The organism is Ruminococcus bromii (genome assembly GCF_928721825.1).
GTDB lineage: Bacteria > Bacillota > Clostridia > Oscillospirales > Acutalibacteraceae > Ruminococcoides > Ruminococcoides bromii.
Genome location: NZ_CAKMVP010000003.1, coordinates 1,489,705 through 1,511,486, shown reverse-complemented (window position 1 = coordinate 1,511,486; position 21,782 = coordinate 1,489,705). Strand labels below are relative to the sequence as shown.

Sequence of the window (21,782 nt, the reverse complement as noted above, 5' to 3'; positions counted from 1 at the left end):
TCTTAGAGCCTGTTTTCGTATTTTTTAATAATATTATATATGGTATCGCATATGGTGTCAACAGGTTTTAAAGTAAATTTAGCGGCTTTTACAAAATGAAAAATATGCAAAATGGTTGTATATATATGTATGAATATGCAAAAACAAATGAATAAAGTGAATATTCATTTTTTGTGAATATATGCATTCTTCTGAAAATGAACGCCTAAAGCTACACGGTAATCGCCAAAAATACCGATAATACAGCGATAAAGCGACAGATTTCGGTCAAATTGCACCACGAAATACAAATTTGAAAAAACATTGAATATTTATTCAAAAAACACTTGATTTTTTGAAAACAGAGTGTATAATGTAAGAGTAATAAAAATTAAAGCAAAGGAAACACCGACAAAATGTGTTCCCAAATTCTGGAGGAATTAAAAATGGCTGACAATAAGATTAAAAAGGTAGTTCTTGCATATTCAGGCGGTCTTGATACTTCAATCATCATTCCGTGGCTTAAAGAAAACTACGACAACTGCGAGGTTATCGCTGTTTCGGGTGATGTTGGACAGGGTACAGAGCTTGACGGTCTTGAAGAAAAGGCTATCAAAACAGGTGCATCAAAGCTTTACATTGAAGACCTCAACAAGGAATTTGTTGACGAATATATCATTCCTACAGTAAAAGCAGGTGCTGTTTACGAGGGCAAGTACCTCCTCGGCACATCCTTTGCCCGTCCTATCATCGCCAAAAGACTCGTTGAAATTGCAAAGGCAGAAGGCGCTGACGCAATTTGTCACGGCTGTACAGGCAAGGGCAACGATCAGGTTCGTTTTGAGCTTGCCATCAAGGCTTACGCTCCCGATATGAAGATTATCGCTCCTTGGAGAACATGGGAATTCAAGAGCCGTGAAGATGAGATTGAATATGCTGAAAAGCACAATATTCCGCTCAAGATTAACCGTGAAACAAACTATTCAAAGGATAAGAATCTCTGGCACTTGAGCCACGAAGGTCTTGACCTTGAAAATCCTGCAAACGAGCCTAAGTACAATAAGGAAGGCTTCCTTGAACTCGGTGTTTCACCTGAGCAGGCTCCCGATAAGGCAGAATATGTAACTCTTACATTTGAAAAAGGTATTCCCACAAAGCTTAACGGCGAGGCTATAGACAGCGTTGAACTCATTAAGGAACTCAACAAAATCGGCGGCAGAAACGGCGTCGGTATCACAGATATAGTTGAGAACCGTCTTGTTGGTATGAAGGCTCGCGGCGTTTATGAAACTCCGGGCGGTACAATCCTCTATGCTGCTCATGCAAAGCTTGAGGAAATCTGCCTTGACAAGGACACACTCCACTACAAGCAGAATGTTGCAAATGCTTTCGCAGAGCTCGTTTATGACGGCAAGTGGTACACACCTCTCCGTGAGGCTCTCTCAGCTTTCGTTGACAGCACTCAGGAATATGTAACAGGTGATGTAAAACTTAAACTCTATAAGGGCAACATCATTGATGCAGGAGTAACAAGCCCGTATTCACTCTATGATGAGGAAATTGCTACTTTTGACGAAGATCAGGTTTATGACCAGAACGACAGCGCAGGCTTCATCAACCTCTTTGGTCTTCCAATCAAGGTTCGTGCAAAGAAAGGCCTTATCAAATAATTAAATCTTTGATTTGCATACATAATCAGGGGCAGGGAATTTCTCTGCCCCGATAAGTGTTTATTACACCTTTTTATTTTTTGCGGTATTTGTCGGTTGAAAAATATTCTGCGATTACTTGCGGGCGTCTAATGAACGCCCATACAGGTTACCCCAACATTTATAACAAGGTGTAAATAAATATTTAAAACCAAAAGCAACAAAGTGCTTTACAACGGCTAAACATAATGTAAGGAGAAATAATAATGCAGCTTTGGAAAGGACGCTTCAAAAAGGAGCTTTCAAAAACCACTAACGATTTTAACAGCTCGATTTCATTCGACAGCAGAATGTATAAAGAAGACATCGAGGGCAGCATTGCCCACGCAACAATGCTTGGCAGATGCGGCATTATTAAAGAAGAAGAGGCAGACGATATCGTAAAAGGTCTTAAAGGCATTCTTGCGGATATCGAAAACGGTACTCTGCACATTGATATGGAGGCTGAGGACATTCACACCTTTATCGAGGGTGAGCTTACCAAAAGAATCGGCGACAACGGCAAAAGACTTCACACCTCAAGAAGCCGTAACGATCAGGTTGCAGTTGACATCAAGCTTTACCTCAAGAAAGAGGTTGTCAATGTAAAAAATCTCGTTGTAGGTCTTATCAAGGTTATTGCCGACAAGGCTGAAAAGTACAGCGAAACCGTTATGCCCGGCTATACTCACCTCCAGAGAGCACAGCCGATTACCTTCGGACATCATCTCCTTGCTTACGGTGAAATGCTTTTGAGAGATGTTTCAAGACTTGAAGACTGCCTTAAAAGAATGGACGAAATGCCACTTGGTTCATGTGCGCTTGCAGGCACAACATATCCGATTGACAGAACAATCACAGCCGAACTCCTCGGCTTTGACAGAATTACAAACAACTCTCTTGACGGTGTTTCCGACAGAGATTACTGCATCGAATTTGCATCGGTGCTTTCGATAATAATGGTTCACCTCTCAAGATTTTCAGAAGAAATCATTATGTGGTGCAGTTGGGAATTTAAATTCATTGAACTTGATGACGCTTTTTCAACAGGATCATCAATTATGCCGCAGAAAAAGAACCCCGATATTGCAGAGCTTGTTCGTGGTAAGAGCGGCAGAGTTTTCGGTGACAATATGACGCTCCTCACAATTATGAAGGGTACTGCACTTGCATACAACAAGGATATGCAGGAGGACAAGGAGGCTATCTTTGACGCACTCGACACGGTTAAAATGTGCCTCACAGCCTTTACTCCCATGCTCGACACAATGCGTGTCATTCCCGAAAATATGAGAAAAGCCGCAGCAGGCGGTTTCATCAACGCAACAGACTGTGCCGACTGGCTCACAAAGAACGGTGTTCCGTTCAGAGATGCCTACAAGGCAACAGGCGAACTCGTTGCAAGATGTATTGAACTCGGTACAGACCTCGAAAGTCTTCCAATGGACGAATACAAAAAGGTTTGCGATGTGTTCAACGATGATGTTTACAGCGCAATTTCACTTGAACGCTGTACAAACGAGCGTACAGTATTCGGCGGCCCTGCATCGGCAAATGTAAAGGCTCAGGCTAAGCGTGTTGCAGAAATCGCAGAAAAACTGTAATTGCAAATCCGTAGGGGCGGATGGGAACATATGCTTTGTGCAAAAGGTGAACTGCCGTATTCAACACATACAGGCAAAGATTGATATAAATTTACAATAGATTAGGTGATAGCAATGAAAATAAAAGCAGGTATTGTCGGTGCAACCGGCTATGCAGGTGCAGAGCTTGTAAGACTTCTTACCGCTCATCCTGAGGCTGAACTTTCGGCAATCAGCTCTGTTTCCTTTGAGGGTGACAAGCTGAGCGATGTTTATCCGTCTTATACATTTTTGAACGATATGGTTTGTGAAAATCAGGACGCCGTTGTTGAAAAGAGCGATGTTATCTTTGCCGCTCTCCCACACGGTCTTTCACAGGAGCTTGCCGCAAAGTGCATTGATGCGGGCAAGGCATTTATTGACCTCGGCGCTGACTTCCGCCTTGAAAGCGAAGAAGAATACACCGAATGGTATGGCGGAACTTTTCTTGACAAAAAACTTCACGAACAGGCAGTTTACGGACTTCCTGAATTTTTCAGAGATAAAATCAAGGGCAAAAAGCTTGTTGCGAATCCGGGTTGTTACACAACCTGTTCACCGCTCGCAATTGCTCCTGCAATTGTAAACGGACTTGTCAGCACAAAGGGCATCATTTGCGACTGCAAAAGCGGTGTTACGGGTGCCGGCAGAAAGCCAAATCAGGGCAATCACTATCCCGAACTCAACGAGGGATTCCACGCTTATAAGGTTGCAAGCCACCGCCACACTCCCGAAATTGAGCAGACTCTTTCAAAGCTTTCGGGCGAAAAGGTTATTATCACCTTTGTTCCGCACCTTCTCCCCGTAAACCGTGGCATTCTCGCAACTGTTTATGCCGACATCAAGGACGGTGTAACCTTTGAGCAGATCAGAAAGGCTTATGAGGACTTTTACAAGGACGAATTTTTTGTAAGACTTCTTGATGACGGCAAATGTGCCGACATTCACAATATCAAATATTCTAACTTCTGTGATGTTTCAATTCATCACGATAAGAGAGCCAACAAGCTCGTTGCCTGTGCCGCAATCGACAACATGGTCAAGGGTGCCGCAGGTCAGGCTATTCAGAATATGAACATCATCTTCGGACTTGACGAAAAAACAGGTTTGGTAATCGTTCCGCCTGCATTTTAAGGGTGAATATCTATGGAAATCAAGTATATTGAAAACGGCTCGGTCACTTCCGCAAAGGGCTTTACAGCCAACGGAATTTGTGCCGGAGTCAAAGCATCTAACACAACTAAAAAAGACCTTGCGCTCATTTACTGCGACAAGGTTTGCAACAGTGCGGCTATCTTTACAAAGAACCTTGTAAAGTCCGACACTATATATGTTACTAAAAAACACCTTGAAAACGGTACGGCTCAGGCTGTTGTCGTAAATTCAGGCAATGCAAATGCCTGTAACCCTGACGGCTATGAAAAGGCTGAGAAAATGTGCAGTCTTGCCGCAGACGCTCTCGGTGTTGACGAAAACGATGTAATCGTTGCATCAACAGGTGTCATCGGTCAGCCTCTCCCGATTGAACCAATTGCAAGCGGAATTGAAAAGCTCAAAGGCACGCTTTCAAAGGACGGCGGAACCTCCGCCGCAGAGGCAATTATGACAACCGACACCATGAAAAAGCAGTGGGCTGTTGAAACGGTTCTTGACGGCAAAAAGGTTACAATCGGCGGTATTGCAAAGGGCAGCGGTATGATTCATATTAACATGGGTACAACTCTTTCCTTTGTAACAACCGATGCGGCAATTTCTTCCGAAATGCTCAAATCCGCACTTATCGAAGCCGCTGATGTCAGCTATAATATGGTAAGCGTTGACGGTGACACCTCAACAAACGATACCCTTGCAATTATGGCATCGGGTTATGCAGGCAACAAGGAAATCACAGAGAAGAACGACGATTACAAAACCTTTACAGCCGTTCTTACAGACGCATTCAAAAAGGTTGCAAAGAAGCTTGCAAAAGACGGCGAAGGTGCAACAAAGCTCCTTATCTGCAAGGTTGACGGTGCAAAAGACGATAAGAGTGCAAAGATTATTTCAAAGAGCATCATCTGTTCAAGTCTTGTAAAGGCGGCAATGTTCGGGGCTGACGCAAACTGCGGAAGAATCCTCTGCGCAATCGGCTACAGCGGTGCCGAAACAGATGTTAAAAAAATTGATGTTTCATATAAATCCGCAAAGGGTGAAATCCTTGTTTGCAAGGACGGCAACGGTCTTGTGTTTGATGAGGACAAGGCTAAGGAAATTTTGCTTGAGGATGAAATTGAAATTCTCGTAAAATTAGGTGACGGCAATGCATCTGCCGAGGCTTACGGTTGCGACCTTACCTATGATTATGTAAAAATCAACGGTGACTACCGCACATAATATGCGATTTGATTGTGTGAGCGGAAATCAACTACATAAAGGATTGAAGAAAATGGATGTTTCAAAGAGAGCCAAGGTACTTATACAGGCAATGCCCTATATCAAGAAATATTCGGGCGAAACAATTGTTGTAAAATACGGCGGAAACGCTATGATAAACGAAGAACTTAAAGCGGCAGTTATGAGCGACCTTGTTCTTATGCAGCTTGTCGGAGTCAATGTTGTGCTTGTTCACGGCGGCGGACCCGAAATCAATGCAATGCTCAAAGCCGTTGGCAAGGAAAGCAAGTTTATCAACGGTATGAGAGTGACCGACAAGGAAACTATCGACATTGTTCAGATGGTGCTTGCAGGCAAGGTCAACAAGAGCCTTGTTCAGCTCCTCGGCAGTCACGGCGGTAAGGCTATGGGTCTTTGCGGTCTTGACGGCAGAATGCTTATGGCTGAAAAGCTTGTTACAGGCGCAGACCTCGGCTATGTGGGCGAGATTAAGGAGGTTAACCCCGAACCGCTCAACAACGCTCTTGCAAGCGGTTATATTCCGATTGTTTCAACCGTTGCAGGCGGTTATGACGGCAATGTATACAATATTAACGCAGACATTGCGGCATCGCAGATTGCCGCTAAAATCGGCGCAAAAAAGCTCATTCTTATGACAGATATCAGAGGACTTCTCCGTGATGTTCACGATGAGGATTCACTCATCCCCGTTGTCAATGTCAGCGAAGTTCCTATGCTCAAGCGTGACGGCATCATCAGCGGCGGTATGATTCCCAAGATTGATTGCTGTGTTGAGGCAGTCCGCAGCGGTGTAAACCGTGCCCATATCATTGACGGCAGAATCGAACATTCAATCCTGCTCGAGCTTTTCAGCGATGAAGGCATCGGTACAATGTTTTATTGATTAGCATTGCTGTTTTGCTGATTTGTAAAAACAGTAGAGGCGGTCATTGGTCGCTCGCTAAATTAAACTTTCTGTTTAACTTAAAATTTTTATTTGATAAAAGCAGTGTATTGTTTGTAGGGGAGTACCATGTGCTCTCGCAGGCGAACGCGGTTCGCCCCTACAGATTAGATTTTGGAGGGTGCAATGATTATACGAGAAATGACAATTGACGACTATGACGAGGTTTATAGGATGTGGCAGATTACCACAAAGCGTGCCCTCTCTAAGGCTGATGAAAGAGATCAGATGGAGCGTTATCTCAAGCACAATGCAGGTATGAGTCAGGTTGCCGTGGTTGACGGAAAAATTGTCGGAACCGTGCTTGCAGGTCATGACGGCAGACGGGGATTTATCCACCATATGGCTGTTCTGCCCGAATTCAGACGAAAGAAAATCGGTCACGCTCTTGCACAGACCGCTATCCAAAAAATCCGTGAACAAGGCATCGACAAAACTCACATTTTCTGTTATCAGAACAACGAAACAGGTCAGAGCTTCTGGCGTGATTTCGGCTTTGAAAAGCGTGAGGATGTTTTTGTTTACTCCTTCAGCAACGATAAAATATGAAAGGGTGTGGCTAACTTGACTACAAAAGAGAAAGATTTAAAATATATTATGCACACATACGGTCGCTACGATGTTGCTCTCAAAAGTGCAAAAGGCGTTACCGCATATGACGAAAATGGCAAAAAGTACATTGATGTTTCATCGGGTATCGGTGTAAACAGCCTTGGCTATTGTAATGACGGCTGGGTTGAGGTTGTTTCAAAGCAGGCAGGCACAATTCAGCATATGTCAAACTATTTTTACTGTTCACAGGCAAGTGACCTTGCCGAAAAGCTTTGCACACTTACAGGTCTTTCAAAGGTCTGCTTTGGCAACAGCGGTGCAGAGGCTAACGAATGCGCAATCAAAATTGCCCGTAAGTACAGCTTTGACAAGTACGGCGAGGGCAGAAATGAAATCGTAACGCTTAACAATTCCTTTCACGGCAGAACTGTTACAACTCTTGCCGCAACAGGGCAGGATGTTTTTCACAACTATTTCTTCCCGTTTACAGAGGGCTTTAAGTATGCAGACGCAGACGATATGGACGCTCTGAAAGCAGTTGTTTCAGACAAAACCTGCGCAGTAATGCTTGAACTCATTCAGGGCGAGGGCGGTGTAAATATCCTCAATCCCGAATATGTAAAAGAACTTGTTAAGTATTGCAACGACAACGATATTCTCGTTATTGTCGATGAGGTTCAGACAGGCGTAGGCAGAACAGGCAAGCTGTTTGCTCATCAGAATTACGGTATTCTCCCCGACCTTATGACAGTTGCAAAGGGGCTTGGCGGCGGACTTCCTATCGGTGTTTGTATGTGCGGTGAAAAGCTCAAGGATGTTATGTCACCGTCAACTCACGGCACAACATTCGGCGCAAATCCTGTTGTTTGTGCAGGTGCAAACTATGTTCTTGACACAGTTGCAAATGACGAATTTCTTGCCGAGGTTGAGAAAAAAGGTCAGTATTTTGAGGACAAGCTCACAAAAATTGACGGCGTAAAGAGCGTTCGCAGAATGGGACTTATGATTGGTATTGAGCTTGAAAAGGGCGATGCACACGACATTGCAATCAAATGCGTTGAAAACGGCTTGCTTATTATCACGGCAAAAGATTTGCTCCGTATGCTCCCACCGCTTGTTATTGATTACAATGAAATTGACGAGGCGATTAATATACTCGAAAAAACAATAAAGGAGAACAACTAATGAAACACTTACTTAAACTTGAGGATTGGTCAACAGAAGAAATTATCAACACACTTAACCTTGCCGATCAGCTTAAATACGAGCAGAAGCACGGCATTGAGCATAAAATTCTCAAGGGCAAGTCTCTTGGTATGATTTTTGAAAAGTCAAGCACCCGTACCCGTGTTTCATTTGAGGTTGGTATGACACAGCTCGGCGGTTATCCGCTTTTCCTCTCATCAAATGACCTTCAGATTGGCAGAGGCGAGCCTGTTGAGGATACAGCCCGTGTTCTTTCCCGTTTTCTTGACGGTATTATGATTCGTACCTTTGATCAGAAAGAAGTTGAGGCTCTTGCAGAGTACGGTTCAATCCCGATTATCAACGGTCTTACAGACTATTGTCACCCATGTCAGGTTCTTGCAGACCTTATGACAATCCGTGAATTCAAGGGCAAGCTTGAAGGACTCAAGATGTGCTTTATCGGTGACGGCAACAACATGATGAACTCACTCATCGTCGGCGCACTCAGCACAGGTATGAGCTTCTCTGCCGCCTGTCCAAAGAATTATATGCCGCCTAAGCACATTATCGAGTTTGGTGAAAAGTACGGTAACGGCAAGTTTGAAATCGTAACAGATCCGCTTGAGGCTGCTAAGAATGCCGATATTGTTTATACAGATGTATGGGCATCAATGGGACAGGAAGAAGAAAAGAAAATCCGTGAGGCAGCATTCGCAGGCTATCAGGTTAACAAGGAGCTTATGGCTGTTACAAACAAGGATTGTATGGTTCTCCACTGCCTACCTGCTCACCGTGGCGAAGAGATTACTGCCGATGTATTTGAAGAGCATGCAAACGAAATTTTTGAGGAGGCAGAAAACCGTCTTCACGCTCAGAAAGCTGTTCTTGTTGAATGTATGGCAAATGAAATGCCTGAAAAAGTTTGATGACAGTTTGATTCTTTAAAACTTCATAAAAAGCAAAAAAGTCACATTGTACAACAGTAAGACAGCTGTTTTGTGCAATGTGACTTAATTTTTATTGCAAAATGGAGTATAATTCCATTGGGGGATAATAGCAAAATCAGAATTGCAGGTGTATAATTATGTTAAACAATTACACGTTTTATGGCGAAAAAGGAAGTCTTTAAAATGACAAGAGAACAAAAACAGCATATCCTGCATTTTGCGGCCAGCTCTCTGGGTGGATTTATGGGCGGATATGCGATTTACAATCACTGTGATGTGTTCGGCAATGCACAGACAGCAAATATGATTCACCTTGTCAGCAAGATTTTTACGGGTGATTTTGATGGCGTTGTGTTTATTGTCATCGCTCTCCTTACATATATTCTCGGCAATGTTTTCTTTGTAATTTCCGACCGTTTCATTAAGCTTGAAACCAAAACCGTCAGTCTTATTGCAAGTGCGGCTGCACTTTTGATTATCGGAATTTTCCCGAATATTTCAAACAACTACCTTGCAATTCTGCCGATTCTGTTTGTAACCCCTGTTTTGTGGAACTCCTTCAGAACAGCCGGAAGTTATGTTACATCTCCGATTTTCTCGACAAACAACCTCCGTGTTGCAACGGTTTCAACATTCACGGGTATTATTGACAAGGACAAGGATATGCAGAAAAAGGCTAAATTTTATTGGCTTACGCTTGCAAGCTATCATATAGGTGTTGTCCTTGCCTGCGTTCCGAGTGCTTTTATCGGTGTGAACAGCATCTGGTTCGGTTTGGTAAGCATTGCCCTTTCAACAGTTTCATATATGTGGCTCTGCGGAGTGTTCGACAGAAAAGAATCTTTTGCAACATCCGAAAGCTTAGCCGCACAGTCGGAATGAGTTTGTCGAATTGAAAATTGACGGCGAGCCACCGTTATCCCCTAATGAAATTCCAAAAAAAGAACCCCCCGAAGGTCACCGCCTTCGGGGGTTTACTTGCGTGAACTTATTTACATAGTTTCTCTTTAGCTGTCTTGATTGCAGCACATAGGTTATTTGCTTGCAAGTGGTTTTATAATAATTCATTTGATACTATTATAATGCAATAAGTATATGAATATGTCAACCGTAAGAAAACTCACTCTTTCAATTTGTTAAGCTTTTCGATATGCTTCATACGCTTGTAGCGATAGAGAATATTCTCCGCCCATTCACGGTCAATTTTGAGGAAGCCTTTGAGCTTTTTATCCTTATATGCAAGCGAATCGACAATTTTCTTCGATTTTACATAGATTTCAAGCCTTGCTGTCTGAACATACGGTGTATGCTTTTCACCTGTAAAATATGTAAATCCCATTGTGTTGCGTTCGCGGTCGTACATTGAAAGGTAGCCGTCATGGATTTCTGCACCGCCGAGTTTTTTCGAAACGGTTTGGCTGATTGCAAGCTTTGTAAGCTCAACCGACATATCGTCAAGTCCTGATTCAAAGATGAAAATTTTTTCCTTGAACGAATTGAATGACGGAACAATACGCTTGCTGATGTTGCGAAGATTGCTGTATTTTTCTTCAAGCTCATTGTCACAAAGCTGAAAATGATCAATTTTCGGAATGAAATATACCATAAAACGATTCTTCATATCATTGTAAAGAATCGGATATGTGAGCCTTGCAGAGTATCCGCATGACGGACATTTCCACGCAAAAAGCTCACCGTCAAGCGCCCTTCTGCGCACACCCTTTGTTACGGACGGGTTGATGCTGGTATAAACATCAGCCTTGCTCATTTCACCGCACATAGGGCAGACGATTGCCTTGGTAATTTTCTTTTCAGGCATCCAAACCACCTCTTTAACACTCTATGAAACTAATTATAGCAATTGACTGTGATTTTAACAAGTAAATTTTAAAAAAATGTTGATTTTATCAAAAAAATCTGTCATAATAATGTAAATAGGTATAATATTATTCGCCGCTTCGGGATGTGTTGCTGCGTTTGCACAGGCGGCGATTTTAAAGGAGAGTTTGCTATGACAATACTTGACAGTGTAAAAGGAACAGTAAATACAGCCGTTGACACAATCTCAACGGTAGCTCAGACAATAGTTGAAAAGAACAGAACAAATGCAAAGCTCAACAGATTAAGACTTGTTATGAAGAGCGAGAGCGAGCTTATGAACAGAGCTTATATTGCTCTCGGAAAGGTTATGTATGACAGCAGGAAGAAAGGCACGGACATTGATGATGCCGAGTGTGAAAAGCTTTTGAAGGTTATTGACTCTTCAAAGGCAAAAATCGCAAAGGCAAGAGAATGCTACAGACAGATTGTTGACAGTTCAAACGATATTTTCTACGGCAATCCTGATGTTGTTCCCGAAGTTAAAAAGGACGATATTGTTGATATTACGGTGGCCTGCTCAAATGAGAACGAGTACAAATCTTCTCCCTTCAAGGAGGAAAAGCCGGCTGAGGAGTCTGCAAAAGAAGAGGCTGACGCTTTGCAGGAGAAGGCAGAGCCTGAGCATGTTACGAAGATTTGCGACCTCAAAGCAGAGCTTGAAGCTAAGCGTGAGGAAGGGTTTGCGGAGTCAGCCGATACAGAAGAGGATGACGACAGCGAATCGCCCCACGGTGAACTTTTTTAATAAACTCAATATTAAAATTTTAAAGCTGACAACCTGCCAATTTCGGCAGGTTTTTCTGCATTTTTAAAGTATAATTATACATTATGCCCCTTATGTGTATTGAATTTTTGTTGCAAAAATGGTAAAATTCATCAAAGAAGAAAATATTCTAAAACAGAATTATTTTTTCGACAAAAAATACTATAATTAGTTAGATATGCACAATGAGATTACTATGTATTGATTTCGGAGGCACAAGTTGAAATTAGGATTGGATATTGGCTCAACAACAATAAAATGTGTTGTGCTTGACGATGAAAACAAATTGATATACAGCACATACGAAAGGCACTATTCCCGTATTACCGAAAAGATTGCCGAAATTCTTGCGCTTGTACGAACAAAGATTGACGGCGTTGAAAATGCCGCAGTTGCTCTTTCGGGTTCTGCCGGAATGGGTGTTGCCGAGTCTGTCGGCATCGACTTTATTCAGGAGGTTTACGCAACAAGAGTTGCCGCTAATACTTTTATTCCCGGTACTGATGTTGTAATCGAACTCGGCGGTGAGGACGCAAAAATTTTGTTCCTAACAAACGGACTTGAGGTAAGAATGAACGGCACCTGCGCCGGCGGCACTGGTGCGTTTATTGACCAGATGGCAACGCTTCTAAATGTTAAGCTTGAGGATATGGACGAGCTTGCCAAGCAGCACGAAAAAACATATACAATAGCTTCAAGGTGCGGTGTGTTTGCAAAGACCGATATCCAGCCCCTTCTCAATCAGGGAGCAAGGAAGAGTGACATTGCAGAGAGCATTTTCAATGCGGTTGTAAGCCAGACCGTTGCAGGTCTTGCGCAGGGCAGAGAGATTGAAGGTCAGATTGTATATCTCGGCGGACCTCTTACATTTATGAGCGAACTGCGAAACTGCTTTGACCGCACACTCGGAACAAAGGGAATCTGCCCCGAAAATTCGCTTTACTATGTTGCAAGCGGTGCGGCTTTGTGCGCCGAAAAAACTATAGATTTTGACAAGGTTATCGAAAAAGTAAAGAACTACCGCGGCAGCGGCAACTTTGCCTTCAATCAGCCGCTTTTTAACAATGAAGAGGAGTACAGAAAATTCTGTGACCGTCACGCAAAGGCGGATGTTAAGCAGAAAGAACTCAAGGGCTACAAGGGCAAAGCCTATATCGGTATGGACGCCGGCTCAACAACCGTAAAGGGTGTTGTCCTCAACGATGACGGCGAGCTGCTGTATTCAAAATATCTCCCCTCAAAGGGAAGCCCTGTTGAAATTATGAAGGGATTCCTTGACGAGATTTACGAAATCAATCCCGAAATAAATGTTGTTTCTTCTGCCGTAACAGGTTACGGTGAGGATATTATAAAAAATGCATTTGCGGTTGATTACGGTGTGGTTGAAACAATTGCCCACTTTACCGCCGCAAAATACTTTATGCCCGATGTTGAATTTATCATTGACATCGGCGGTCAGGATATCAAGTGCTTTAAGATACATAACGGTGCAATTGACAATATTTTCCTTAACGAGGCTTGTTCATCGGGCTGCGGAAGCTTTTTGCAGACCTTTGCAAACGCTCTCGGCTATGAGATTGCCGACTTTGCAAAGCTCGGACTTTTTGCAAAGCGACCCGTTGACCTCGGTTCACGCTGTACCGTATTTATGAATTCAAGCGTTAAGCAGGCTCAGAAGGACGGCGCTACAATTGAGGATATCTCGGCAGGTCTTTCACTCAGCGTTGTAAAGAATGCCCTTTACAAGGTTATTCGTGCGTCAAGTCCCGACGAACTCGGCAGGCGTGTTGTGGTTCAGGGCGGTACTTTCCTGAACGATGCCGTTTTGCGCGCATTTGAACAGGAAATGGGCGTTGAAGTTGTCCGTCCTAACATTGCAGGACTTATGGGTGCTTACGGTGCGGCTCTTTACGCAAAGAAAAAGTCAAAAGGCATTGGCAGGAGTACGATTACCGATAAAAAGGGTCTTGATGAATTTGTTCACGAAATCAAGGTTGCAAACTGCGGTATGTGCAACAACAACTGCCGTCTTACAATAAATTCATTCGGCAAGGGCAGAAAGTTCATTGCAGGAAACCGTTGTGAAAGACCAATCACAAAGAAAGCTCCTGCAAACGATATGAATATGTATGCCTACAAGCTGAATCTTATTGATTCCTACAAGCCTGTTGAGGGCTTGAGAGGCAAGCTCGGGATTCCTATGGCGCTCAATATGTACGAGCTTTATCCGTTCTGGTACAGATTCTTTACAGAGCTTAAATTTGAGGTATTCCACTCACCGTATTCGACAAGAAAGCTTTATCAGAGAGGTCAGCAGACAATTCCGAGCGATACTGTTTGTTTCCCTGCAAAGCTTGTTCATGGACATATTCAGACTCTTATTGATATGGGTGCAGAGACAATTTTCTACCCGTGTCTTTCCTATAACTTTGACGAGCATCTCGGTGACAATCATTACAACTGTCCTGTTGTAGCCTATTATCCCGAGGTTATAAAGAACAATATGAAGGACATTCGCAAGGTGCATTTTATCAAGGAATATTTTGGTATTCACCGCCCGAATGATTTTCCGAAAAAGGCTTACGAAAGGCTTTCTTTCCATTTTCCCGACATTACTCTCAATGAAATCAGAAATGCGGCAAAGCTTGCATATCAGGAGCAGGAAAATTACAGAAAAAAGGTTATTGACAAGGGCAATGAGATTATTGCCAAGGCTGAAAAAGAGGGCAAAAAGATTTTTGTTCTTGCAGGCAGACCATATCATATTGATCCCGAAATCAACCACGGAATCGACAGACTTATCTCAGGCTTTGATGTTGCAATCGTCAGCGAGGATGTTATTTCCCCGAGAGTTGAACATTTCCGGACTCATGTTCTCAACCAGTGGACATACCACGCAAGACTTTATGCGGCGGCAAAATATGTTACAACAAGAAAGGACATGGAGCTTGTTCAGCTTGTATCCTTCGGCTGCGGTGTTGATGCGATTACAACCGATGAGGTAAGAGAAATTCTTGAAAGCAAAAATAAGATTTACACTCAGATTAAGATAGATGAAATTACGAACCTCGGAGCAGTTAAAATCCGAATCCGCAGTTTGCTTGCTGCACTTGAAAACGATTGATGAAAGGAAATTCTGTTATGGCAGAGTTGAAGTATGACAAAAAAACAGGTCGTTTGCTATTTACAAAGCAGATGAAAAAGGAATATACAATCCTTATGCCCAATATGGCGCCTATTCATTTTAAAATACTTGAAAAGGTGTTCAACTACTATGGCTATAAGTCTGATTTGCTCAACACAACAGGTCCGGAGATTGCACAGACAGGTCTTAAATATGTTCACAACGACACCTGTTATCCGGCTTTGCTGGTTATCGGTCAGTTCATCAATGCTTTGCAGAGCGGAAAGTATGATGTTCACAAGGTTGCCCTGATGATTACTCAGACGGGCGGCGGATGTCGTGCCTCTAACTACATTTTCCTTTTGAGAAAGGCTCTCAAAAAGGCAGGCTTTGAGTTTGTTCCCGTAATTTCGCTTTCGTTCGGTATGGAACACAACAGCGGCTTTTCGCTCACACTTCCTCTTATCCGCAGATTTGTCGGCGGTCTTGTGTACGGCGACCAGTTAATGTTGCTTTCAAACCAGACAAAGCCCTATGAGGTGAACAAGGGTGAAAGTATGGCGCTTGTTGATGAGTGGACGGATAAGATTTCCAATATGCTCATACAGGGCAAGGGCTACACGCTTGAAGAAATTGACGAAACCCTTGATAAAATTACAAAGTCATTCACAAAAATTGAGCTTAACAAAGTGCCGAAGGTTAAAGTCGGCATAGTTGGTGAGATTTATGTAAAATATTCCAAAATGGCTAACAACGGCCTTGAGGACTTTCTTGCAGAACAGGATTGCGAGGTTTGCGTACCCGGTCTTATGGGTTTTGCATCATTTAAGGTTGATAACCGTATTGAGGATTATAAGATGTTCGGAGGAAGCAGAGTTAAATACAAATTCTGTTCGATGCTTCTTAATTACCTCACAAAGCTTGAGGGACTTATGGTTGATGCCGCTGAAAAGTACGGCTTTGTTCCGCCACACAGATATGCTCACACAAAGGAGCTTGTAAAAGGTGTTATCGGCTACGGCAGTAAGATGGGCGAGGGCTGGCTTCTTACAGCCGAGATGATTGAGCTTGCCGATACAGGCTATGAGAATATCGTATGCACACAGCCCTTCGGATGTCTGCCGAATCATATCAACGGCAAGGGCGCAATCAGAAAAATTAAAGAAATCAGACCGAATGCCAATATCGTTACCATCGACTATGATCCGGGTGCTCCGAAGGTAAACCAAGAGAACCGTATCAAGCTGATGCTTGCTGTCGGCAAAGAGGAACTCAAGAAAAAGCTTGAGGCTGAAAAAAATGCCGAAAAATCCGAATCGTCAGAGAAGTCAGAGAAAAAGTAATTTAATATCAATGCTTATGAGTCATCGCAGAATTGCGGTAATATCAGGAAGAAAAAACTAATACAATTTTACAGGGGTTTATATTATTAAAAAGGGAAAAATAAGTGTAAAAATCGGGGGATATTATGAAAAAACGACTTAAAGGCTTTTTTCAAAGGCTTGCACGGTGGCTGAATGTGCGTGAAATGCGACAGCACAAGGTCAAGGCAGGTGTTTATATAGTGATACGGCTCATACTCGCGTTATTGATTATCTCCGGCATATTAAACGGTAAATGGGAAAATGTCATGACCTGTGCGCTGACGCTCGGTCTGTTGACTCTGCCGTTGTTTGTTGACAGAAAATTGTCGGTGGCTTTGCCGAGTGTGCTTGAAATAATCGTTGTACTGTTTGTATTTGCGGCAAATGTTATGGGCGAACTCGGTGCGTTCTACGAGAAAATCCCGATATGGGATTCGATTCTTCATGCCGTGAACGGGTTTATCTGTGCAGGCGTCGGATTCGGCTTGACTGATATTCTCAACAGAAGTGAGCGGGTGAAATTGAGCCTTTCGCCTATGTTTGTATGCCTGTTTTCGTTCTGCTTTTCAATGACAGTCGGTGTTGTGTGGGAGTTTTTTGAGTTTGGTGCGGATATGCTTTTCGGAAAAGATATGCAAAAGGACACCGTGGTTACGGTGATACATTCGGGCTTGATTTCAGGCAAGCCGAATGTGATAATGCACATCAGAGATATAACTTCAACCGTTGTAAACGGTGAAAATCTCGGCGTCAACGGTTATCTTGACATCGGCTTGATTGACACAATGAAAGACCTGCTCGTGAATTTTGCGGGTGCAATAGTTTTTGACACCGTAGGCTGGTTCTGTCTAAAGGGCAGAAGCGCAGGCTTTTTGCGGAATTTCATACCGGTCAAAAAGCAATGAAGCGTATGAATTGCTTTTTTGACCGTATAATCTCCGCTCCGTCAATCAAAACGGTTGTAAAATCAGCTTTCATTGTTTTGCAACGAAAAAGGGCTGTCACAGAATTTTTCCATTCTGCGACAGCCCTAACTATACTGTGTCACAAATTATTTACATATATAACATTACTTTTTAAAAGCCTTGAAATCCTTGATAACCTGATCGCGGTGCTTGTAGTTATCCTTTGTTTTATCGGGATTTGTCTTATCAATTGAAGCATCAGTATAAATCATAAGATAGTTCCCGTTGTCAGAAAGGTAGGCTGTAACGCTCGGAAGTCCGTAGATACTGAATGTACCGTCAGCCTTAACAGAGTTGAGAATCTTATTTGCAGTATCGTTAGTAGCTTTTGTATCGTAACGGTAAAGTTCAATTATGATATCAGTACCCGAATACTTAGCGGCAAACTTTTTGCCCTCTGCAGCACCGATAGCAGACGCGTCCATCTTAATGCTGTTATCCTTATTGTCAATGTACTGCTTTGCAACAAAATAATCAACAAGACCGTCAAGGTTATCGCTGTACTTTTGGTCGCTGACCGATGATGTCGTTGGCTGAGTGCTGTCCTCGCCATTCTGCGAAGAACTGTTACTGTCTTTATAAAGTGCGTCATTATAGCTGCAGCCTGCTGCAGTAACCGCAAGAATACCTGCACATAAAATTGCTGTAAGAATTCTCTTCATAATATTTTTCCTTTCGGTTCATTCTTTCGTTCTGTCATAAGTACAGTATATTATACCGCATATTTTCCGATAAATCAATATAAATTTCAAAAACAATAGGCAGATACCGAAGTATCTGCCCTGATTATGTCGTAACATTATTAATATCGTAAGATTTGATTATATAGAACTGTCCATTCAAATTAAGTGTGAGGCACTCACCATACAGAGTTAATTTTATCACCAAGTCAAGCTCGGGAATTCATAGTTTAGATTATATCAAACTATCTACACGAACTAAAATTAACCTACTATATACACATTGACATTTCGTCTGCCAAAGTTGACGCATTCATTATATGTGTTGTAGAAGCAGTCAACAATTGCAGTTCCTGCCATAAGCGCACCGCCTGTGTCAACGGCTGTTGCGTAGCCGTAAACAAAGCTGCCGTCTGTTGAAACAATGTAAAGCTTTGAACCGTACGGTATAATGTTCGGGTTTACCGCAACACCGCCGTGATATGCTGTTACACCTGTGGCTGTAAGTGAACCCGCAGGAGCGGTATATGCCGTCCCTGAGCCTGATACAACAGAGGAGTAAGCAACCGTGTTGCCGTTATTATCAGTAAATGTGCCTGCCGGATTGCTGACATTAGAACCTTTTGTTCCCATAAGCACAACCCTGTCAACAGGTTTTTTTGTGATTTTTTTATCGACCGTTTCGGATGACACCTTTTTGCCGTCAATATATTTGCATTTTTCCGTTACAAGAGCCTCACCCTTTTTGCCCTCGGTCTGAACCTTTGTTTTGCCAAGGTCAACATCCTTTGAATTTTTTTTGACTGTTTTAAAGTCAACCGATTGAGTTTTGGTTTCATTCTTGTAAATCACGCGTTTGATAACAATTTTGTCGGCATCTTCAATGTTGCTGTTTCTGTCAACATTAAGAATGTCATCATCAGAAAGCGTGTAGCCGAGCTCGGCAAGAACAGCACAAACATTGCCGTTTGGAGCATATACGCTGTCCGTTCTGCCATCGGCAGTAACCGAAAGCTTTTTGCCCTTGTAAATCTTAACAGTAAGATTCTTTGCAATCGGTGTTGAAAGCGCAGGCTCAACCACCTCGTCGTGCGCAGGCTTGATTCCTGTTCTCTCAAGCACATCGGCAACTGTGCCTTTTGCAAGACTTATACTGCGGCGTTTGCCGTTGCAGTCAATTTTGATTTCAACAGCCTTGAGCATTCTGCTTGTAAAACCTGTTTCATCAAGTCCTGCATAAATAATGTCGCCGTTCGCAAGTTCCACACCTTCCGATGTTACAGCCTGCTTTGCGTCTGCACTAAAATCAGCGGCAGCAGCCACCGAATAAATTGAGCCTGTAATAATTGCAGCTGCAAGTGCAAAAGTCGTTACAGAACGCAGGGGACGAAAGTTTTCTTTCTTTTTCTGCATAATAAATTTCTCCTGACTTGCAATTTTCTTAGGTTGATTTTGCATGAAAATTGCATATTTTATTCATAAACCTTCACTAAAGAGCCGACCTGCTCTTTACAGGCACACATTATAAAACTGTGTTTTGTGAATGTCAAACTGTATAGTAAGAGAAATTTTGTGCAACTTCACGATATTTTCGCCTTTATTTTCTGTATTTGCAATATAACCTTGTTTCTTCACGGGAATTATCCTGCAAATTTATATGCAATTTGCAAGAAATTCACTTTTACCGTTTCGTTACCACTTTGTAACCGTTTTGTAACTGTATTTGCATAGAGAAAAACAGCAGGCAAAACAGGCATTTTTAATACTCATAACGCAAAGAAAGCGAGAACATAAACGCCCCCACTTTCTTTAAAGATAACGCATACCATATATGATACACAAAAAATTATTACACATATATTTTGCCGCAATCGGCAAAAAGCTTCTTGTTCAATCAACATTATCGCTTAAATGCTTTTTACGGTATTCTGTAGGGGTAATGCCGTTGATTTTTTTGAACACCTTTGAAAAGTATAGCTGGTCGGAAAATCCCACTGACAGAGCGACATCTTTAACCTGAGCCGTAGTGCTGCTGAGCATAGTGCAGGCTCTTCTTATTCGGCATTGATTTATGTACCCGATTACCGATGTGCCTGTTTCTTCCTTAAAAAGGCGGTAAAGATAGGTGCGGTCAATCTGAATTTTTTCGGCAACGCTTTTTACGGTGCAGTCTGTTTCACGAAATTTTCTGTCTATATAATCTCTTGCCTGCATAACATAATTTGTTTCGGTTGATTTTCGGCTCGGATAATACTGCAGATAGTACGACAATAATATCAGCACCTTGCCGTTGGTTCGGCAGATCGAATAGGCAGTTTCGCTTGATGAATCGCTGACATCAAAATATTGAAGAAAATTATCAACAGGCAGTTCGGGAGCAATGGGACGGTTTTTTGAAAAATTGGTGCGGCTTATCATTACGGCTATTTCAAATCCCGTAATTTCAACCCATTTGTACTCAAAAATATTGTTCGGATAAGCAACGATTTTTACGCTTGTAAACGGAAAAAGCATTACGGAATTTCCTCTCTTCACAGGATATTTTACACCGTCAATAATAAAAATTCCCTTGCCTGCCGTCACAAGGATTATCACATAGGTTTCGCGCATTGCAGGCTCAATTTCAAAGCTGTCCTTTGAAAATCGCCTACCGCTTGAAACGCATATATTTGACAGTGCCTTATAATTGTCGCTTTTTTTCACAAAACCACCTCGAATACAACATTTGTCCATAATTGCATAACATATTTATATAGATTTTCGAACATCTTCGCGTTATAATTATGTTATTATACAACAATTTCACATTTTTGACAACAGGAAATTCGGAGTGAAACATATTGAATTATAAGTACGAAATAATAAATTATGACCAAAACACACCTGCCAAGGTCATGTATCTTAACCTTTCTTCGGAAACACATAAAACCGAGCTGCATTGGCACAGAGAGCCTGAGCTTGTTTATGTTATCGAAGGTCAGGCGGAATGTCCGAGAAACGGTGAAACAACCATTGTAAACGAGGGGGATTTTATCCTCTTCAACAGCGAAGATGTTCACCTTGTTCGCCCTGTGGCAGGAACAAGAGTGCGTCTTGTATGTATTCAGCTTTCGTTTGAATATATGCGAATGTTTTGCAAGTCGATTGACAGCATTATATTCGATGTTTCGATATCTCCCGAAACAAAGCAGGAGCTTATAGATGTTCTTGATGAAATTGCGGATACAAACAAAAATGACGAGTACAGCACTCTGCTTCAGATTGCCCATGTCAACAAGATTTATTACCTGCTTTTGAAGCATTGCACCTGCTTTAAGAGAGCAAGCAACAATCCGATTATCCCGCGCAGGGATTTTTCGTATGCTAAGACAGCAATCGCATATATAAATGAAAACTACAAGCGAGAGATTCCGCTTAACGAGATTTCATCGGTAGTCAATCTTTCACCGTCATATTTTTCAAAGTATTTCAAAAGCATCACCAGAGTCAGTTTTTCGGAATATCTTGCAAACCTTCGTCTTGAAAATGCAATCAACGATATGCTTGACAAAAATTCAACCGTTTCTGCCGCTGCACTTGAAAACGGTTTTGCAAATGTAAAGTCGTTCATTACACAGTGCAAGAAGGTATACGGACGTACACCGGCGCAGTATAAAAAGAAGCTTCTCAACAGATAAAATTTTAAAGGCTCA

At 42.3% G+C, this 21,782-nt stretch carries 18 protein-coding genes; 14 read left to right on the top strand and 4 right to left on the bottom strand.

The window, feature by feature from the left end; translation table 11 throughout:
• Positions 1-425: 425 nt before the first annotated feature.
• From QDI94_RS07580 to QDI94_RS07540, 9 genes are all read left to right on the top strand, one after another.
• On the top strand, positions 426-1,649 hold the full coding sequence (locus tag QDI94_RS07580; protein WP_278868155.1) for an argininosuccinate synthase: 1,224 nt from the start codon (positions 426-428) through the stop codon (positions 1,647-1,649).
• Positions 1,650-1,894: 245 nt separating this feature from the next.
• Positions 1,895-3,271 (top strand): argininosuccinate lyase, encoded by a 1,377-nt coding sequence (gene argH, locus QDI94_RS07575; RefSeq protein ID WP_278868153.1) that lies wholly within the window; start codon positions 1,895-1,897, stop codon positions 3,269-3,271.
• A gap of 114 nt (positions 3,272-3,385) precedes the next feature.
• The gene (argC, locus tag QDI94_RS07570) at positions 3,386-4,423 is read left to right on the top strand and encodes an N-acetyl-gamma-glutamyl-phosphate reductase (protein WP_101028374.1); all 1,038 of its coding nucleotides are present in this window, start codon (positions 3,386-3,388) and stop codon (positions 4,421-4,423) included.
• A gap of 12 nt (positions 4,424-4,435) precedes the next feature.
• On the top strand, positions 4,436-5,662 hold the full coding sequence (argJ, locus tag QDI94_RS07565; RefSeq protein ID WP_101028373.1) for a bifunctional ornithine acetyltransferase/N-acetylglutamate synthase: 1,227 nt from the start codon (positions 4,436-4,438) through the stop codon (positions 5,660-5,662).
• Between the two features lie 52 nt (positions 5,663-5,714).
• On the top strand, positions 5,715-6,566 hold the full coding sequence (argB, locus tag QDI94_RS07560; protein ID WP_015523076.1) for an acetylglutamate kinase: 852 nt from the start codon (positions 5,715-5,717) through the stop codon (positions 6,564-6,566).
• A 186-nt stretch (positions 6,567-6,752) separates the two neighbouring features.
• Positions 6,753-7,175 (top strand): GNAT family N-acetyltransferase, encoded by a 423-nt coding sequence (locus tag QDI94_RS07555; protein WP_101028372.1) that lies wholly within the window; start codon positions 6,753-6,755, stop codon positions 7,173-7,175.
• Between the two features lie 15 nt (positions 7,176-7,190).
• Positions 7,191-8,363 (top strand): aspartate aminotransferase family protein, encoded by a 1,173-nt coding sequence (locus tag QDI94_RS07550; RefSeq protein WP_278868150.1) that lies wholly within the window; start codon positions 7,191-7,193, stop codon positions 8,361-8,363.
• Positions 8,363-9,292 carry an ornithine carbamoyltransferase gene (gene argF / locus QDI94_RS07545; RefSeq protein WP_278868148.1) on the top strand — a complete coding sequence of 310 codons (930 nt, stop codon included), beginning with the start codon at positions 8,363-8,365 and terminating at the stop codon, positions 9,290-9,292. The genes QDI94_RS07550 and argF overlap by 1 nt, the downstream gene beginning before the upstream one ends.
• 180 nt (positions 9,293-9,472) lie before the next feature.
• Positions 9,473-10,195 (top strand): YoaK family protein, encoded by a 723-nt coding sequence (locus QDI94_RS07540; protein WP_341460965.1) that lies wholly within the window; start codon positions 9,473-9,475, stop codon positions 10,193-10,195.
• Between the two features lie 238 nt (positions 10,196-10,433).
• Here QDI94_RS07540 and QDI94_RS07535 read toward each other — a convergent pair whose 3' ends face one another.
• Positions 10,434-11,132 (bottom strand): CpXC domain-containing protein, encoded by a 699-nt coding sequence (locus QDI94_RS07535; protein WP_101028370.1) that lies wholly within the window; start codon positions 11,130-11,132, stop codon positions 10,434-10,436.
• A gap of 192 nt (positions 11,133-11,324) precedes the next feature.
• On the opposite strand from QDI94_RS07535, the gene QDI94_RS07530 reads away from it, so the two are divergent.
• The 4 genes from QDI94_RS07530 to QDI94_RS07515 all read left to right on the top strand — a co-directional run bounded on the left by QDI94_RS07530 (position 11,325) and on the right by QDI94_RS07515 (position 17,350).
• Complete coding sequence (locus tag QDI94_RS07530; protein ID WP_101028369.1) at positions 11,325-11,939, top strand: hypothetical protein; 615 nt, start codon at positions 11,325-11,327, stop codon at positions 11,937-11,939.
• 238 nt (positions 11,940-12,177) lie between these two features.
• The gene (locus QDI94_RS07525) at positions 12,178-15,081 is read left to right on the top strand and encodes an acyl-CoA dehydratase activase (RefSeq protein WP_176789865.1); all 2,904 of its coding nucleotides are present in this window, start codon (positions 12,178-12,180) and stop codon (positions 15,079-15,081) included.
• Positions 15,082-15,098: 17 nt separating this feature from the next.
• Entirely contained in the window at positions 15,099-16,424 is a 1,326-nt protein-coding gene (locus QDI94_RS07520) for a 2-hydroxyacyl-CoA dehydratase (protein ID WP_176789864.1), read from the top strand.
• Between the two features lie 125 nt (positions 16,425-16,549).
• On the top strand, positions 16,550-17,350 hold the full coding sequence (locus QDI94_RS07515; RefSeq protein WP_101028366.1) for a hypothetical protein: 801 nt from the start codon (positions 16,550-16,552) through the stop codon (positions 17,348-17,350).
• A 164-nt stretch (positions 17,351-17,514) separates the two neighbouring features.
• On the opposite strand, the gene QDI94_RS07510 is transcribed toward QDI94_RS07515, so the two are convergent.
• From QDI94_RS07510 to QDI94_RS07500, 3 genes are all read right to left on the bottom strand, one after another.
• Complete coding sequence (locus QDI94_RS07510) at positions 17,515-18,072, bottom strand: hypothetical protein (RefSeq protein ID WP_278868143.1); 558 nt, start codon at positions 18,070-18,072, stop codon at positions 17,515-17,517.
• A gap of 282 nt (positions 18,073-18,354) precedes the next feature.
• Positions 18,355-19,503, bottom strand: a complete 1,149-nt coding sequence (locus QDI94_RS07505; RefSeq protein ID WP_278868141.1) for a 3D domain-containing protein — start codon at positions 19,501-19,503, stop codon at positions 18,355-18,357.
• 477 nt (positions 19,504-19,980) lie between these two features.
• Positions 19,981-20,793: an AraC family transcriptional regulator gene (locus tag QDI94_RS07500; RefSeq protein WP_101028363.1), complete on the bottom strand. Its 813-nt coding sequence runs from the start codon at positions 20,791-20,793 to the stop codon at positions 19,981-19,983.
• A 137-nt stretch (positions 20,794-20,930) separates the two neighbouring features.
• Here QDI94_RS07500 and QDI94_RS07495 point away from each other — a divergent pair, with 137 nt between their 5' ends.
• Positions 20,931-21,767: a helix-turn-helix domain-containing protein gene (locus QDI94_RS07495; RefSeq protein WP_101028362.1), complete on the top strand. Its 837-nt coding sequence runs from the start codon at positions 20,931-20,933 to the stop codon at positions 21,765-21,767.
• The last annotated feature ends 15 nt before the right edge of the window (positions 21,768-21,782 follow it).